The organism is Streptomyces sp. NBC_01306 (assembly GCF_026340465.1).
GTDB lineage: Bacteria > Actinomycetota > Actinomycetes > Streptomycetales > Streptomycetaceae > Streptomyces.
Genome location: NZ_JAPEPC010000001.1, coordinates 5,268,637 through 5,284,438 on the forward strand (window position 1 = coordinate 5,268,637; position 15,802 = coordinate 5,284,438).

12 protein-coding genes and 3 tRNA genes are annotated in these 15,802 nt (G+C 69.6%); 8 read left to right on the top strand and 7 right to left on the bottom strand.

Translation table 11 applies throughout. From position 1 onward, the window contains the following. Nucleotides 1-45 precede the first annotated feature (45 nt). The 3 genes from OG385_RS23180 (at nucleotide 46) to OG385_RS23190 (ending at nucleotide 4,659) form a co-directional block, all read left to right on the top strand. Nucleotides 46-1,308: an NAD(P)/FAD-dependent oxidoreductase gene (locus OG385_RS23180; RefSeq protein WP_266857266.1), complete on the top strand. Its 1,263-nt coding sequence runs from the start codon at nucleotides 46-48 to the stop codon at nucleotides 1,306-1,308. Between the two features lie 46 nt (nucleotides 1,309-1,354). Then, nucleotides 1,355-3,259, top strand: coding sequence for a DNA primase (gene dnaG, locus OG385_RS23185; protein WP_266857268.1), 1,905 nt, complete (start codon nucleotides 1,355-1,357; stop codon nucleotides 3,257-3,259). Nucleotides 3,260-3,462: 203 nt separating this feature from the next. Further along, the gene (locus tag OG385_RS23190; RefSeq protein ID WP_266861102.1) at nucleotides 3,463-4,659 is read left to right on the top strand and encodes an RNA polymerase sigma factor; all 1,197 of its coding nucleotides are present in this window, start codon (nucleotides 3,463-3,465) and stop codon (nucleotides 4,657-4,659) included. 198 nt (nucleotides 4,660-4,857) lie between these two features. Here the strand turns inward: OG385_RS23190 and OG385_RS23195 are convergent, their stop codons facing one another. The 4 genes from OG385_RS23195 to OG385_RS23210 form a co-directional block, all read right to left on the bottom strand. Beyond that, entirely contained in the window at nucleotides 4,858-6,855 is a 1,998-nt protein-coding gene (locus tag OG385_RS23195) for an ABC transporter ATP-binding protein (RefSeq protein WP_266857270.1), read from the bottom strand. Then, complete coding sequence (locus OG385_RS23200; RefSeq protein ID WP_266857272.1) at nucleotides 6,855-8,588, bottom strand: ABC transporter ATP-binding protein; 1,734 nt, start codon at nucleotides 8,586-8,588, stop codon at nucleotides 6,855-6,857. The genes OG385_RS23195 and OG385_RS23200 overlap by 1 nt, the downstream gene beginning before the upstream one ends. A 176-nt stretch (nucleotides 8,589-8,764) precedes the next feature. Further along, nucleotides 8,765-10,246 carry an FGGY family carbohydrate kinase gene (locus tag OG385_RS23205; protein WP_266857274.1) on the bottom strand — a complete coding sequence of 494 codons (1,482 nt, stop codon included), beginning with the start codon at nucleotides 10,244-10,246 and terminating at the stop codon, nucleotides 8,765-8,767. A 29-nt stretch (nucleotides 10,247-10,275) separates the two neighbouring features. Further along, complete coding sequence (locus OG385_RS23210; protein WP_266857276.1) at nucleotides 10,276-10,575, bottom strand: YtxH domain-containing protein; 300 nt, start codon at nucleotides 10,573-10,575, stop codon at nucleotides 10,276-10,278. 167 nt (nucleotides 10,576-10,742) lie between these two features. Between OG385_RS23210 and OG385_RS23215 the strand changes: the two genes are divergently transcribed. From OG385_RS23215 to OG385_RS23225, 3 genes are all read left to right on the top strand, one after another. Further along, a tRNA-Asn gene (locus OG385_RS23215) sits at nucleotides 10,743-10,815 on the top strand. Between the two features lie 5 nt (nucleotides 10,816-10,820). Next, a tRNA-Asn gene (locus tag OG385_RS23220) sits at nucleotides 10,821-10,893 on the top strand. Nucleotides 10,894-11,083: 190 nt separating this feature from the next. Further along, nucleotides 11,084-11,157, top strand: a tRNA-Ile gene (locus tag OG385_RS23225). A gap of 464 nt (nucleotides 11,158-11,621) precedes the next feature. Here OG385_RS23225 and OG385_RS23230 read toward each other — a convergent pair. The 3 genes from OG385_RS23230 to OG385_RS23240 all read right to left on the bottom strand — a co-directional run bounded on the left by OG385_RS23230 (nucleotide 11,622) and on the right by OG385_RS23240 (nucleotide 13,682). Next, entirely contained in the window at nucleotides 11,622-12,359 is a 738-nt protein-coding gene (locus tag OG385_RS23230; protein ID WP_266857278.1) for a maleylpyruvate isomerase family mycothiol-dependent enzyme, read from the bottom strand. Next, a complete protein-coding gene (locus OG385_RS23235) occupies nucleotides 12,356-12,493 on the bottom strand; it encodes a hypothetical protein (protein ID WP_266857280.1) in 138 nt (45 codons plus the stop codon). The genes OG385_RS23230 and OG385_RS23235 overlap by 4 nt, the downstream gene beginning before the upstream one ends. 346 nt (nucleotides 12,494-12,839) lie before the next feature. Continuing rightward, a complete protein-coding gene (locus OG385_RS23240; protein WP_266857282.1) occupies nucleotides 12,840-13,682 on the bottom strand; it encodes a helix-turn-helix transcriptional regulator in 843 nt (280 codons plus the stop codon). A gap of 211 nt (nucleotides 13,683-13,893) precedes the next feature. Here OG385_RS23240 and OG385_RS23245 point away from each other — a divergent pair, with 211 nt between their 5' ends. After that, entirely contained in the window at nucleotides 13,894-14,796 is a 903-nt protein-coding gene (locus OG385_RS23245) for an oxidoreductase (protein ID WP_266857284.1), read from the top strand. A gap of 85 nt (nucleotides 14,797-14,881) precedes the next feature. Continuing rightward, complete coding sequence (locus tag OG385_RS23250) at nucleotides 14,882-15,559, top strand: hypothetical protein (protein ID WP_266857286.1); 678 nt, start codon at nucleotides 14,882-14,884, stop codon at nucleotides 15,557-15,559. Nucleotides 15,560-15,802 lie beyond the last annotated feature (243 nt).

Consider the following 15,802-nt stretch of genomic DNA (forward strand, 5'->3'; position numbering starts at 1 on the left):
TGCGGGACGCTCACAAGTGGCGCCAGCACTCCAAGGAGGCATCAAGTGGTCGACGCACATCTGACGTTCGTCATCATCGGCGGCGGGCTCGCGGGGGCGAAGGCCGCCGAAACCCTCCGCACCGAAGGGTTCGCGGGCCGCGTGATTCTCATCGGTGATGAACGCGACCACCCCTACGAACGCCCGCCCCTCTCCAAGGGCTTCCTGTCGGGGAAGGAGGAGCGCGACAGCGTCTTCGTCCACGAGACCGCCTGGTACGCGCAGGCCGACATCGAGCTGCATCTCGGCCAGACCGTCGTCTCCATCGACCGCGCCGTCAAGGTCGTACGCCTCGGTGACGACACGGCCATCCACTACGACAAGCTGCTGCTGGCGACCGGCGCCGAGCCGCGCCGCCTGGACATCCCCGGCACCGGGCTCGCGGGCGTGCACCATCTGCGCCGGCTCGCCCACGCCGACCGGCTGCGGAACGTCCTGGCCTCGCTCGGCCGGGACAACGGCCACCTGGTGATCGCGGGAGGGGGCTGGATCGGCCTGGAGGTCGCGGCTGCCGCGCGCGGCTACGGAGCCGAGGTCACCGTCGTCGAACCGCACCAGACCCCGCTGCACGCGGTGCTGGGCCCCGAGGTCGGCCAGATCTTCACCGACCTGCACGCCGAGCACGGTGTCCGCTTCCACTTCGGCGCGCGCCTCACCGAGATCACCGGCCAGGACGGCATGGTCCTCGCCGTCCAGACCGACGACGGCGAGGAGCACCCGGCCCACGACGTGCTCGCCGCGATCGGCGCGGCCCCCCGCGTCTCGCTGGCCGAGGCCGCAGGCCTTGAACTGGTGGACCGGGCGGACGGCGGCGGCATCGCCGTCGACTCCTCGCTGCGCACCTCCGACCCGGACATCTACGCGGCGGGCGACGTCGCGGCCGCCCAGCATCCGGTGCTCGGCACCCGGCTGCGCGTCGAGCACTGGGCGAACGCGCTCAACGGCGGCCCGGCGGCGGCCCGCGCGATGCTCGGCCAGGGCGTGGCGTACGACCGGATCCCGTACTTCTTCTCCGACCAGTACGACCTGGGACTTGAGTACTCGGGGTGGGCGCCGCCCGGCTCGTACGACCAGGTACTCATCCGGGGCGACGCGGGGAAGCGGCAGTTCATCGCCTTCTGGATGAAGGAAGGGCGGCTGCTGGCCGGGATGAACGTCAATGTGTGGGACGTCACCGAACAGCTCCAGCGGCTGATCCGCTCCGGCGCGACCCTGGACCCCGAGGCCCTCGCGGACCCGTCGGTGGACCTGGCCACGCTGGGCACCTGAGGGCTGTCCCGTACGGAGTGTCCGAGCCGGACCGTAGACTTCACCCGTGGCAGGCAGGATCAACGATGACGACGTGAAGGCGGTCCGGGACGCGGTCCCGATCGACGCCGTCGTTTCCGAGTACCTCCAGCTGCGGAACGCGGGCGGCGGGAATCTGAAGGGGCTCTGCCCCTTCCACGACGAGAAGTCCCCCTCCTTCCAGGTGAGCCCGGCCAAGGGCCTCTTCCACTGCTTCGGCTGCCAGGAGGGCGGGGACACTCTCGCCTTCATCATGAAGATCGACCACCTCTCGTTCTCGGAGGCGGTCGAGCGGCTCGCGGGCACGGCCGGCATCACCCTCCGGTACGAGGAGGGCGGCTACACCCCCAACAGCCAGCGCGGCGAGCGCATCCGGCTGGTCGAGGCGCACAAGGCGGCCGCGCGGTTCTATGTCGAGCAGCTCGACAGCGCCGAGGCCGAGATCGGCCGGAAGTTCCTCGCCGAGCGCGGTTTCGACCAGGCGGCGGCCACCCATTTCAGCGTCGGCTACAGCCCGGCGGGCTGGGACCATCTGACCCGCTACCTGCGCGGCAAGGGCTTCTCCGACAAGGAGCTCATCACCTCCGGCCTCTCCCAGGAGGCCCGCGGCGGCAAGCCCATCGACCGCTTCCGCGGCCGGCTGATGTGGCCGATCCGCGACATCAGCGGCGAGGTCGTCGGCTTCGGCGCGCGCAAGCTCCGCGACGACGACAACGGGCCGAAGTACCTCAACACCCCCGAGACATCGATCTACAAGAAGTCCCAGGTCCTCTACGGGATCGACCTGGCCAAGAAGGAGATCGCCAAGTCCAGCAGGGCCGTCGTCGTCGAGGGGTACACGGATGTCATGGCCTGCCATCTGGCCGGCGTGACCACCGCCGTCGCCACCTGCGGCACGGCCTTCGGCACCGATCACATCAAGATCCTCCGCCGGCTGCTGATGGACAACGGCAGCGCCCGCGTGATCTTCACCTTCGACGGGGACGCGGCCGGACAGAAGGCGGCCCTGCGGGCCTTCGAGGACGACCAGAAGTTCGCCGCCGAGACCTATATCGCCATCGCCCCCGACGGGATGGACCCCTGCGATCTGCGGCTCGCGCAGGGCGACGAGTCGGTGCGCAGCCTGGCCGAACCCCGTACCCCGCTCTTCGAGTTCGCGCTCCGCCAGATCATCTCGCGGTACGACCTGGAGACCCCGGCGGGCCGGGCGACGGCCCTCGACGAGGCCGCGCCCGTGGTGGCCCGGATCAAGAACAGCGCCTCGCAGCACGAGGTCGCCGTACAGCTGGCCGGCATGGTCGGCATCCTCGACACCCAGTTCGTGGTCAAGCGCATCAGCCAGCTCGCACAGTGGGCCCGCGGCCGGGGCAACGCACCGGCGCCTTCGCGCGGTGGCCGCCCCCCACAGCAGCAGGCCGAGGCGCCGCGCCCCCCGTCGAGCGGCCCCGCGCTCCACCTCCGCAGCCCCGCGCACCGCACCGAGCGTGAGCTGCTGAAGCTGGCACTGCAACGCCCCGAGCTGGTCTCACCGGCCTTCGACGCCTACGGGGCCGACGAGTTCACCGCCCCGCCGTATGCCGCCGTGCGCGAGGCGATCATGGAGGCGGGCGGCGCGGAGGCGGGCATCACCGACTCCTTCGAGTACCTCACCCGGGTCCGCGCGGCGGCGCCGAACGACACGGTCCGGGCCGTGGTCACCGAGCTGGCCGTGGAGGCGATCATGCGCCGTACGGTCGACGAGCTGTACGCGGGCGAGCAGCTGGTCCACGTCCGGCTGCGCGCGGTCGACCGGCGGATCACGGACGTCCAGGGCACCCTGGCCCGGGCCTCCACGCAGGGCGACGCCGAGCAGTACGCGGCGGTCCAGAGCGAGTTGTGGACCCTCCAGCAGTACGGGCAGTCCCTGCGCAACCACGGCGCCGAAGCGCTCTGACGGACGCGCTCTGACGGACGCTGACGGAGCCGGACCGGAGTGCTCTGAGCCGGACCGGAGCGGACTCAGCCCGGACCGGAGCGGAAGAAGCCGAGGCCGTGCGGTGGCGTTCCCATAACCGCCGGGTCACGAACCGGACTCAGAAAGTCACCGCACACCCCTCGTGGCCGCGCTGTGTCGTGCCCCACACTGGGCAGCGGCGCCTGAGACCGGCCGGCACATGGGGGACGGAAGGCAGCTCGGCCGCCGCTGTCCCGCTGCCGCACGCCCCCGATCCGGCAGTCATCCTGGAGGCCGCCCCCGTGCAGACCCGGACCCCGACCGAAACCGACGTGGCCCCGGTAGTCCCTCAGCAGGGCCCGGCCGCAGGTCACCCCGAGACCGTCCCCGGCCCTGCGAGGCCCGCACCCGCGGCCGTCCCCGAGGTCGTGGCCGAGGACCCGGACGAAGCGCCCGCACCCGCGCGTACCGGCGCCGCGGACACCGGCGGCCCCTCATCCGACCTCTTCCGCCAGTACTTACGGGAGATCGGCCGTATCCCGCTGCTCACGGCGGCCGACGAGGTGGAACTCGCACGCTGTGTCGAGGCGGGCCTCTTCGCCGAGGAACGGCTGGGGAGTTCGGCCGATCTAGACTCCCGCCTCGCCATGGACCTGGACCGCCTGGTGGTGCTCGGCCGGATGGCCAAACGGCGGCTGATCGAGGCCAACCTCCGCCTCGTGGTCTCCGTCGCCAAGCGGTACGTGGGCCGCGGGCTGACCATGCTCGACCTGGTCCAGGAGGGAAACCTCGGCCTGATCCGGGCGGTGGAGAAGTTCGACTACGCCCGCGGCTACAAGTTCTCCACGTACGCGACCTGGTGGATCCGCCAGGCGATGTCCCGGGCCCTGGCCGACCAGGCCCGGACGATACGGGTCCCGGTCCACGTGGTCGAGCTGATCAACCGGGTGGTGCGGGTCCAGCGCCGGATGGTCCAGGAACGCGGGTACGAACCGACGCCGGACGAGGTCGCGGCCCAGCTCGAACTCACCCCGGAACGCGTAGGGGAGGTGCTGCGGCTCGCCCAGGAACCGGTCTCCCTGCACGCCCCGGTGGGGGAGGAGGACGAGGTGGCGCTGGGCGACCTGATCGAGGACGGGGACGCGGCGTCCCCGGTGGAGTCGGCGGCGTTCCTGCTGCTGCGGCAGCACCTGGAGGCAGTGCTCTCCACGCTCGGTGAACGCGAGCGCAAGGTCGTCCAGCTCCGCTACGGCCTGGCGGACGGCAGGCCCCGCACGCTGGAGGAGATCGGACGGATCTTCGGGGTGACGCGGGAGCGGATCCGCCAGATCGAGTCCAAGACCCTGAACAAACTGCGGGACCACGCATTCGCCGACCAGCTGCGGGGCTACCTGGACTGAGCGCAACCCCGCAGCGACATACCCCGACCGCTGATCCCGACCTGCTGGCCCGGACCGACAGCCCCGGACCTGCTGATCCCGACCTGCTGGCCCGGACCGACAGCCCCGGACCTGCTGATCCCGACCTGCTGGCCCGGACCGACAGCCCCGGACCCGCTGATCCAGCGCCACTGGTCCGGACCGACAGCCCCGGACCCGCTAATCCACCTCCACCACCGCCTGCGCGAACTGCGCCGCATAGAGCCGCGCATACGCCCCGCCCGCAGCCAGCAACTCCTCGTGCGAGCCCTGCTCCACGATCGCCCCGTTCTCCATCACCAGAATCACATCCGCGTCCCGGATCGTGGAGAGCCGGTGCGCGATGACGAAGCTGGTGCGGCCGTGCGACAGCCGGGCCATCGCCTGCTGGATCAGCACCTCGGTACGGGTGTCGACGGAGCTCGTCGCCTCGTCGAGCACCAGGATCACCGGATCGGAGAGGAAGGCCCGCGCGATCGTGATCAGCTGCTTCTCACCCGCGCTCACCCCCGTGCCCTCGTCGTCGATGACCGTGTCGTACCCCTCGGGAAGGGTGCGGATGAACCGGTCGGCGTGGGCCGCCCGGGCCGCCTCCTCGACCTCCTCGCGGGTGACGGCGCGCGACGAGCCGTACGCGATGTTCTCCGCGATCGTGCCGCCGAACAGCCAGGTGTCCTGGAGCACCATGCCTATCCCGGAGCGCAGCTCCTCACGCGTCATTCTGGCGACGTCGGTCCCGTCGAGCGTGATCCGCCCGCCGGTCACCTCGTAGAACCGCATGAGCAGATTGACCAGGGTCGTCTTGCCCGCGCCGGTCGGTCCGACGATCGCGACCGTGTGCCCCGGTTCGACCGAGAGCGACAGATCGTCGATGAGCGGCTTGTCGGCCTCGTACCGGAAGGAGACCTTCTCCAGCGAGATGTTGCCGCGCACCGCCACCGGACGGTCGGCAATACGGGCACCGGGCACCGCGTCGGACACCGCGCCCGCTACCGCGTCGGATCCCGTAATGGATTCCGTCCCGGAGGAGTCCGTGTCGGGCGTCTGCTCCTCCGCGTCGAGCAGCTCGAAGATCCGCTCGGCGGACGCCACACCCGACTGCACCAGGTTCGCCATCGAGGCGACCTGGGTCAGCGGCTGCGAGAACTGCCGCGAGTACTGGATGAAGGCCTGCACATCACCGATCGACAGCGACCCGGAAGCGACCCGCAGCCCGCCGATGACCGCCACCAGCACGTAGTTGAGGTTGGAGACGAACATCATCAGCGGCTGCATGATGCCGCTGTTGAACTGGGCTTTGAACCCCGCCTCGTACAGCGCGTCGTTCTGCTCGCGGAAGGCCTCGGCCGACTCCTCCTGCCGCCCGAAGATCTTGACCAGGGCGTGCCCGGTGTACATCTCCTCGATATGGGCGTTGAGCTTGCCGGTGACCTTCCACTGCTGCACGAACTGCGGCTGGGACCGCTTGCCGACGCGCGTGGCCACCAGCACCGAGAGCGGCACGGTGACCAGCGCGACCAGCGCCAGGATCCAGGAGATCCAGAACATCATCGCCAGTACGCCGATGATGGTGAGCAGCGAGTTCATGAGCTGGCCCATGGTCTGCTGCATCGTCTGGCCGATGTTGTCGACGTCGTTGGTCGTCCGGCTGAGCACCTCACCGCGCTTCGCCCTGTCGAAGTACGACAGCGGCAGCCGCGAGAGCTTCGCCTGGATCTCCTCGCGCATCCGGTACATGGCCTCGTTGATGATCCGGGCCGCGAGCCGGGTGGTGACGAGCATCAGCAGACCCGCGCAGGCGAAGGCCGCCAGCGCGAGCAGCAGGATCTCTCCCACCTGGGTGAAGTCGATGCCCTTGCCCGGCGTGAAGTCCACACCGGAGAGCATGTCGGCCATCGCGCCCTGACCCCTGGCGTGCAGGCCCTTCAAGGCCTGCGCCTTGGTCGTGCCCGCGGGCAGCTGCCGGCCGATGATCCCGGCGAAGATCAGGTCGGTCGCCCGGCCGAGGATCTTCGGCCCGACGACCGAGAGCGCGACGCTGCCGACGACGGCCAGCAGCATCGTGAACAGAGCGGCACGGTCCTGCGCCAGCTGCCGCAGCAGCCGCTTGCCCGATCCCTTGAAGTCCATGGACTTCTGGGTCGGTCCTGCCATCATGCGTCCACCAGGACCGGCCATCAGGCTGCCTCCGCCTCGGTCAGCTGGGAGAGCACGATCTCCCGGTATGTCTCATTGCCGTCCATCAGCTCGTGGTGCCGGCCGGTCCCGACGACCTGGCCCTCGTCCATGACGACGATCCGGTCCGCGTCGCGGATGGTCGAGACGCGCTGGGCGACGATCACCACGGTCGACTCCGCCGTCTCGCGCCGCAGCGCGGTCCGCAGCGCCGCGTCGGTCGCGTAGTCCAGCGCCGAGAACGAGTCGTCGAAGAGATAGATCTCCGGCCGTTGGACCAGCGTCCTGGCGATCGCCAGCCGCTGGCGCTGCCCGCCGGAGACATTGGTGCCGCCCTGGGCGATCGGCGCGTTCAGCCCGCCTTCGAGCGCCTCGACGAACCCCTTGGCCTGCGCCACATCCAGCGCGTGCCACAGCTCATCGTCGGTCGCGTCCGGGTTCCCGTACCGCAGGTTCGTCGCGACGGTCCCGGAGAACAGATACGGCTTCTGCGGCACCAGGGACACGGTCTTCGCCAGCAGGACCGGGTCGAGTTCCCGTACGTCAGTGCCGTCCACCAGCACCGCGCCGCCCGTGGCGTCGAACAGCCGGGGTACGAGACCGAGCAGCGTCGACTTCCCGCTGCCGGTCGACCCGATCACCGCGGTCGTCTCACCGGGCAGCGCCTCCAGGGCGACCTCCCGCAGCACCGACGCCTCGGCGCCCGGGTACTTGAACCCGGCCCCGCGGATCTCCAGATGGCCGTGCCTGGCCAGCTCGGTGACGGGATTCAGCGGCGGCACCACGCTGGAGTCGGTGGAGAGGACCTCCTGGATCCGCTCGGCGCAGACCTCCGCGCGCGGCACCATCATGAACATGAAGGTGGCCATCATCACGGACATCACGATCTGCATCAGATAGGAGAGGAACGCGGTGAGCGCCCCGATCTGCATCGCGCCGCTGTCGATCCGGTGCGCGCCGAACCAGACCACCGCGATCGACGACACGTTCACCACGGTCATCACCGTCGGGAACATCAGGGCCATCAGCCGCGCGGTCCCCAGCGAGACGTCGGTCAGTTCGGCGTTGGCGCCCTTGAAGCGCTCCTTCTCGTACGCGTCCTTCACGAAGGCGCGGATGACCCGGTTGCCGGTGATCTGCTCACGCAGCACCCGGTTCACCGTGTCGAGCCGGACCTGCATCTTCCGGAAGAGCGGCCGCATCCGCCGGACGATCAGCGAGACCAGTACGAGCATGACCGGGACGACCGCGATCAGGACCAGCGAGAGCGGGACGTCCTGGCCGAGCGCCAGCACGATGGCGCCCACGCACATGATCGGCGCCGAGGCCATCAGGGTGAACGACATCAGGACCAGCATCTGGATCTGCTGGACGTCATTGGTCGTCCGGGTGATGAGGGACGGGGCGCCGAAGTGCCCGACCTCGCGGGCCGAGAAGGACTGCACCCGGTCGAAGACACCGGCACGGATGTCCCGGCCGAGCGCGGACGCGGTCCGGGCGCCGAAGTAGACGGCGCCCCCGTTGCAGATCACCTGAACCACGCTGATGGCGATCATGAGACCGCCGTAGCTCAGGATGTAACCCGAGTCACCCTTCACGACACCGTTGTCGATGATGTCCGCGTTGAGCGTCGGCAGATAGAGGGTGGCGCAGGTCTGGAGCAGCTGAAGCAGCGCCAGCAGGGCCATGGGTTTCTTGTACGGACGCAAATGGGTCCGCAGGAGCGATATGAGCACGTGCGTCTCTCGGGTCGGCGGTCCGGCGGGGCTTCCGGCAGGGCAGGTGAAGGCAGGGACGGTGTCCGGCCGTCCCAGTTTCCGGTACCGCGCAACCTGATACGAACCGTTTTCCTCAAACAGGGGTCAAGAAGGGGAAGGGGAAGGGGGTCAGGAACGAGGTCGGGACACAGCCGTCAGGACGGCGTGCCGAACGCTCCGGGATGGATCTGGTCACGCGTCGCCGCGTACTGCTTACGCACGGCCTGCCCCACCGCGAGCCCGTCGCCCGGTTCGAGTACCTGCGCCGCCGCGCCCTGCCAGGCGGGCGGGGTCTGCGGATCCAGCGTGCCCTCGGAAACACCGAGTGCCCAGGCCGCCTGCCGGGCGGCACCGACCGCCGCGTAGTCGGCGGGCTGCGGGACGACGACCTGTGCCCCGAAGATGCCGGGGGCGGCGGCCTGGACGGCGGGCAGTTCGGCGGCGGCGCCCAGCAGGAACACCCGGCGCACCTCGACGCCGCGGTCCCGCAGTACGTCCATGGCGTCCGCCAGCGAGCAGAGCATTCCTTCGAAGGCTGCCCGCGCCACATGCTCGCGCTTCATCGATTCGCGGCGCAGCCCGGACAGGGTGCCCGCGGTGTGCGGCAGCTGCGGGGTGCGCTCGCCCTCCAGATACGGCAGGAGCACCACCCCGGACGCGCCCGGGGTGGAGGTCAGCGCGAGTGCCGACAGGGCCTCAAGATCCTCGGCGCCGAGGAGCTCGGCGGTGCCGCGCAGCGCCCGTACGGCGTTGAGTGTGTGCACCACCGGCAGATGCATCCCGGTGGCGTCGGCGAACGAGGTGATCATCCCGGACGGGTCGGACAGCGCCTCGTGGTGCACGGCCATCACCGAACCCGACGCACCGAGCGACACGACCACGTCGCCGGCGGAGACCCCCAGTCCGAAGGCGGCGGCCATCGTCTCGCCGGTGCCGGCCGAGATCAGCAGCCCCTCGGGGGTGGTCCCCGCGGAGTCGGACGGGCCGAGCACCTCCGGCAGCGCGGCCGGGTGCCCGAGGGCCAGCTCCACCAGATCGGGGCGGTAGGCGCCGGTCGCAGCCGACCAGTAGCCGGTGCCCGACGCGGCGCCCCGGTCGGTGATCCGCCGGGCGGGCCGCCCGAGCAGCTGCCACACGAGCCAGTCGTGCGGCTGGAGCAGCGCGGCGATCTTCGCGGCCGCCTCCGGCTCCTGCCGCGCCAGCCAGCGCAGCTTCGACACCGGCTGCGCGGCCTGCGGTACGGAGCCGACCGCCTCGGCCCACGCGGACCGGCCGCCGAACGAATCGATCAGATCCGCCGCGGCGACCTGCGCCCGCTTGTCGTTGCCGATCAGCGCGGGCCGTACGAGATTGCCCTGCCGGTCCAGCGGCACCAGGCCGTGCTGCTGGGCGGACACGCCGATGGCCTGCACGCCTTCCAGCAGCCCGCCGGACGCGGCCTCACCGAGCGAGAGCAGCCAGCTCTGCGGATCGGCTTCGTGCTTGCCGGCCGCATTGGCGCTGTTGGTGCTCTCACCCGCCCCGTCCGTCTGTGGATGGGGCGCATACCCCTGGCGCAGCACGGCACCTGTGTCCGTGTCGCACACGACGATGCGCGTGAAGGCGGCTGAGCTGTCAAGACCGGCGACTATCCCCATACGGCCCGATTGTGCCGCACGCCGGAACGTCAGGTGTTGCTGGTGCCCCAGTCGTCCTCGACAGCCCCGTTCCGCTCCCGCAGCGAACGGACCCGGTGGGCCACCGCGTCGGGCATCCTGTCGCCCATCTTCGCGCTCACGGTGTGGAGCGCCTTGCCCGCGACATCCCGCCCGTTCTGCGCGGCGGCCTCGGCCGCGTTGCGTACGGCCGGGTTCTCCGCGACCTGGCGGGCGGACTTCTTCAACTGCTCGTAACGCTCCCGACCGGCACGTGTGCCGATCACATAACCGAGAGCGAGTCCCACGACGAACGTCAGCTTGTACCGCATGGCTGCCTTCCCTTGTGCCGGTGCTGCCCGCCTACCCGGCCGGCACGTGATCACCCGGGGCGGAACCGATTGGCGGAGCACCCCCCTGCTTGCGCTAATGTATGTGTCGCAGCGAGCACACGCCCCCCGGGAACGATTCGGTGGGTACGTTCGGTGCACAGCAGCAATCCCCTGTAGCTCAATTGGCAGAGCAGCCGGCTGTTAACCGGCAGGTTACTGGTTCGAGTCCAGTCGGGGGAGCGCGGTCCCCTGTAGCTCAATTGGCAGAGCATTCGGCTGTTAACCGGAGGGTTACTGGTTCGAGTCCAGTCGGGGGAGCATGACGGAAGAGGGCCCCTCAGGGGGCCCTTTTTCATGCTGTTTTCTTGCTGTTTTCCGCCGGGGTGGAACCGCCCCGTCCACGGCGCAGTCCTCATGGTCAGCGAAGCCGACCATCCGAGGCAGGAGATCGTATGAGCGGCTATGCTGCGGCAGACGGCGCGTACACGTGTACGCGCCACGCCGTAATGGGGCGGTAGCTCAGCCGGTTAGAGCAGCGGACTCATAATCCGTCGGCCGTGGGTTCGAGTCCCACCCGCCCCACACAGGGTTCGTCTAGGAGAACCGTTTCTACCTGGGCGAATGTGTGAAGGGGGGTCACCACGCCAGCGTGGTGACCCCCCTTCACACGTCCGGACCAAGATCCAGGGGACACACAGGGGACGCGGGGACGGTTCAGGCGACAGAAGCGCCTCACACCGCTTTGCGACGCCCGTTCGGAGCCCTGCGGGTGGTGCGGGATGTTGCCGGAGGCGGGCCGGTCGGCAGCACTGCCCGGTTCACCATCGACGTCGTCGCCGTGGACCCCAAAAGATCCCGAACCTGCCGACAGAGAATCGGGCGACCTCCGGCCCACCCGCCCCCTGCGCCGCACGTGTCCTCCGAGGTGCTGGGCGTAGCGCCGGAGGCTGGGCAGATCGGTAGTGCAGGTGGCCGCTTCGATCAGGTCGGAGCAATTGTGCAAGAGTCGTGGATCAACCGATCCGCGGTGGGGTACGTGGGCGTGATCAATAGAGGAAGGGCGGGCTGGGTAGCGCCCTGTAGTCCTCCACGGCGAGGTCGTTGCCCGGGGAGCGTCCCATCAGCCAGCTCAGGAGCGAGCTTTCTGCACCGTGGATCTCTGGTGCTGGCTGATCATCGCTGATGCGATACCAGGTGTCGGTGTCCGTGGCGTGCAACCGCATGGCAGGGGCATTCTCACGTGCGCTGAACGACTTGACTACCCGGTCCAGCATGTCGTGGACGAAGTGGGATGGCCACTGCACAGGGGTGTAGCCGGCGTTCAAGTCGACGTGGTGGACCAACACCTCGCACAGCCTGGAATCAGCGGCCCGTGCCGCAGGTAGTTCCTGACCTCGAGTCCAGCGGACCTTTCGATTCCACGCCTCGGTCGTCATCCGCCGATACTGTGCGGCGAACTGGGCGGCGCTGTCACGCAGGTCCGCCACGAGCGCATCGGCGCTGCGGCCCGCCCCATTCTCGATCTCCTCGTCCCTGGCGGTCAGGCTCGGGTACTCCGATGTCTCCACGCCGGTCCGAGCCCACATGAGCAGTCGATGGCCTCCGTCGGCGTTGCGGGCAAGGTGGGTCAAGACGTGTCCGCGGGACCAGTTCGGCAGCAGCGACGGCGCGCGTACGTCGCTTTCGGCGAACCGGGATGCTGTTTGCAGCAGATGCTCGGTGGCGGCATCGATCTGTTCCAGGACGGCAACGGGGTCGAAGTCGGCGGGGGTATCGGTTGTCACGCTGCCACCTCCTGGGGCTGATCGACCAGGATTCCTCGTTCGAAGCGGGCGCCGGCGTGGACGAGAGGCACAGGGCGGGCTCCGCTGACGGCCCGCCAGCGGGTCTGGGCGGACTCGACGAGTTTGCTGAGCATGAGCACGCCTTCCCAACCGACGGTGCAACGTCGGTCTACTCGGTGACCTATCGATCACTCGGGAAGGTACGCCCTTTCACGTCCCAGCCCGAGGCTGATCCACGGGTCTTGAGCCTTGCTCATCAGGTCGGCAACTGGTCGCCCGGAGGTGAGCGACCGTGTGTCCGAAGGCATGCACATGGCCGGAGAGTGCCGTCAGTTCGGGGCAGTTGGCCAGAGCCCCCTATCCGTACGCGAGGGCGTCATCCCCTCCTCCGCACTCACAATCGCACTCCCGCCGGAACCCGTTCTCCACTGGCCGACTGATCGGCTCCCGGCGGGATGTGATGTTGCATCAGATGTGGAACTACCGCTCTCCGGCGGACTGCCCGCGGCGAGTGGCGTGCAGGCTTCCGAGCAGGGTGAGCGCCCGGGCGTCGGCGCTTCCCGGTTCGGCGTGGTAGATGACCAGCAGTTGTCCCGGCGCTCCGCGGACATCGAAGGACTGGTAGGTGAGCGAGAGGGGCCCTACGTCGGGATGGTGGAGTTCCTGGGCGTCCTGAGTCTTTCCGTAGACGGTGTGTGATGCCCAGAGTGCGGCGAAGTCCTCGCTCGCCCTGGTCAGGGAGCCGATCAGCTCGTACAGACGCGGATAGTGGGGGCTGAGGCCCGTGGCGTGGCGCAGCCCGGCGACAATCGCCTCGGCCGATCTGTCCCAGGGGGTGAAGAATCCCCGTGCCGCTGGGTCGAGGAACGTCATGCGGGCGAGGTTGTCCACGGCTTCGAACGGGGAGAACAGCGCTTCGGCCAGGGCGTTGGCCGCCAGGAAGTCCTTCGCCGGGTTCAGGACGAACGCCGGGGCGTTCGTGTAGCCGTCGAGCAGTTGTCTCAGCGGTGTACCGACCGCTTCCCCCGGCAGGTCCCGGTTGTCGTCCCGTACCGCGCCTGCCAGCCGGTAGAGGTGCTCGCGCGCCGTGTCGTCCATGCGCAGGGCGCCGCTGATCGCGTCGAGGATCTGCGGGGAGGGGCTGCGCTCGCGGCCCTGTTCCAGCCGGGCGTAGTAGTCGCTGTTCATTCCGGCCAGGACGGCGACCTCCTCCCGTCGCAGCCCCGCCACCCGGCGCGGGCCGTAGGAGGCGAGGCCGACGTCACCGGGTTGCAGGCGTGCACGGTGGGCGCGCAGGAAATCTCCGAGATCGTTGCTGGTCACCAGCCCAGGCTAGGCCGCCCCGTGGTGGCGTGCCTGGGTACGCCGTACCCCGGCACAGCCTGTCCTGGCTCCCGCCTCCGCCGCGGCAGAGGCTTGCCCGCAGACACCTGCGAATGAATGAAGGGGAGCGTGGTGAGCCGGGAGTCGGAAGCACCGGCCGCTACGGCGTGCTCTTCCACCAGCACCTCGCCCTGCACAAGGAGGACCAGGCATGACACACACAGCCAAGACCTTTCTGATCACCGGCGTCAGCGGCGGCCTCGGCCGCGCGTTCGCCGGCGCCGCCCTGGAGGCCGGCCACACTGTCGTCGGCACCGTCCGCAACGGCACCGACGCGTCGGCCTTCACCGCCCTTCACCCGGAACGCGCTCACGCCCGCATCCTCGACGTGACCGACGACGAAGCCGTGTTCGCCGTGACGGGCGAGGTGGAGGAGGCAATCGGCCCCGTCGACGTACTGATCGCGAACGCCGGCTACGGCCTGGAAGGGACCTTCGAGGAAACCTCCCTGGACGACCTGCGCGCCCAGTTCGACGTCAACGTCTTCGGCGCCGCGGCGACCATCCAGGCCGTCCTGCCCTTCATGCGCCAACGGCGCCGCGGGCACATCCTGGCCGTCACCTCCATGGGCGGCCTGGCCGGCTTCCCCGGCGTCTCCGCCTACTGCGGCAGCAAATACGCACTCGAAGGCATCCTCGAATCCATCGGCAAGGAAGTCGCCGCCTTCGGCATCCACGTCACCGCCGTCGAGCCGGGCTCCTTCCGTACCGACTGGGCCGGACGCTCGATGATCCGCGCACCGCGCACCATCCCCGATTACGACGAACTCTTCGAACCCATCCGCGCCGCCCGCCAGAAGGCCGACGGACGACAGCTCGGTAACCCGGCCCGCGCCGCCGACGCGCTCCTGCGCGTCCTCGACACACCCGATCCGCCCGCTCACCTGGTTCTCGGCTCCGACGCCCTGCGCCTGGTCCGCGCTGGACGTGAAGCTGTCGACCACGACCTCGACACCTGGGAAGACCTCACTCTCTCCACCGACTTCCCGCAGACCGACGAGATGGGACAGCAGAGCTCCGTACCGCTACGGAAACCGGCTGCCTGCCGTGGGTAGAGCTGGGTAGAGCTGGGGGACTGCGCCCCGCTGCCGAGCCGAGGTCAGTAGCGTGTGCGCGAAGGTCGAGGGAGGGGGTGTCACCGTGACGGACAACGGCTTGGCGTGGATCGGCGAGCACTGGTGCAGCGGGGCGATCGTCAAGGACGGGATGCTCGCGGACATCAGCCTCACGGCGGTGCGTGGCGTGGACCCGGTGGACTTTGTGGTGCGCCTCGGCGCCGACCGGGGAATGGCCGAACGGCCGCCACAGTTCAAGGACTTCGACAGGCTGAGGGTGAGCCCGGGCGACAGTGTGGCGATGTTCGGCCGGAGCGGCGAGTGGACGTATGTCCTGGAGGTCGAGCGGTCCACCTGGCACCTCCTCTTCCTCGACCGGCTGGGCCAGGACACCTTGGTGGAGCCGGGTGGCGAACTCGTCTGCCTGGACCGGTTTCTGCACGAGTCCCCGTGGGTGTGTTACGTCGACGCAGCCGGCGAAGTGAGTTCCGGCGAGCCCGGTGACAGTCTGCTGGAGACGGCGGTCCCGCCCGGGGACCGGTTCGGGACGTTCGCCGCGCTGGACGCGGCCATGCGCCGGGCCGGGGCGGTGCGGGACACCTTCCCCGGCTGCGAGAACCCCGAGGATGAGGGCGAGGGCGTGGAGGAGGAGTTGGTGAAGCGGCTGTTCGCGGCGGTGGGCGGGCATCTCGGGCTGTCGCTGCCGCGTCGGGAGATCGAGCTGGGGCTGCTGCCCGCGGTGCACCTGCCCTCGCCGGTGTGAACCGGTAGCAGCCGGGAGGCGCCGCGCCCTCCCGGCTCCGCGCCCCCTGGAACGTCCGGATTCCCTCGGGTGGTTCGAGATTCGAGACGACGCGGGATCGCAGGCGGCAGGCCTGGTCGAGGCAGCGCGGTCGCAGTCCGGCATCGCTCTTGCCGGCCGGTCCGGGGGAGGGAGTCGGGCCTCGGGCGGCGCCCACCAGGTGTATGTCCCTGCGCCGGAAGGTCGTGCCGCAACTCTGTTCAA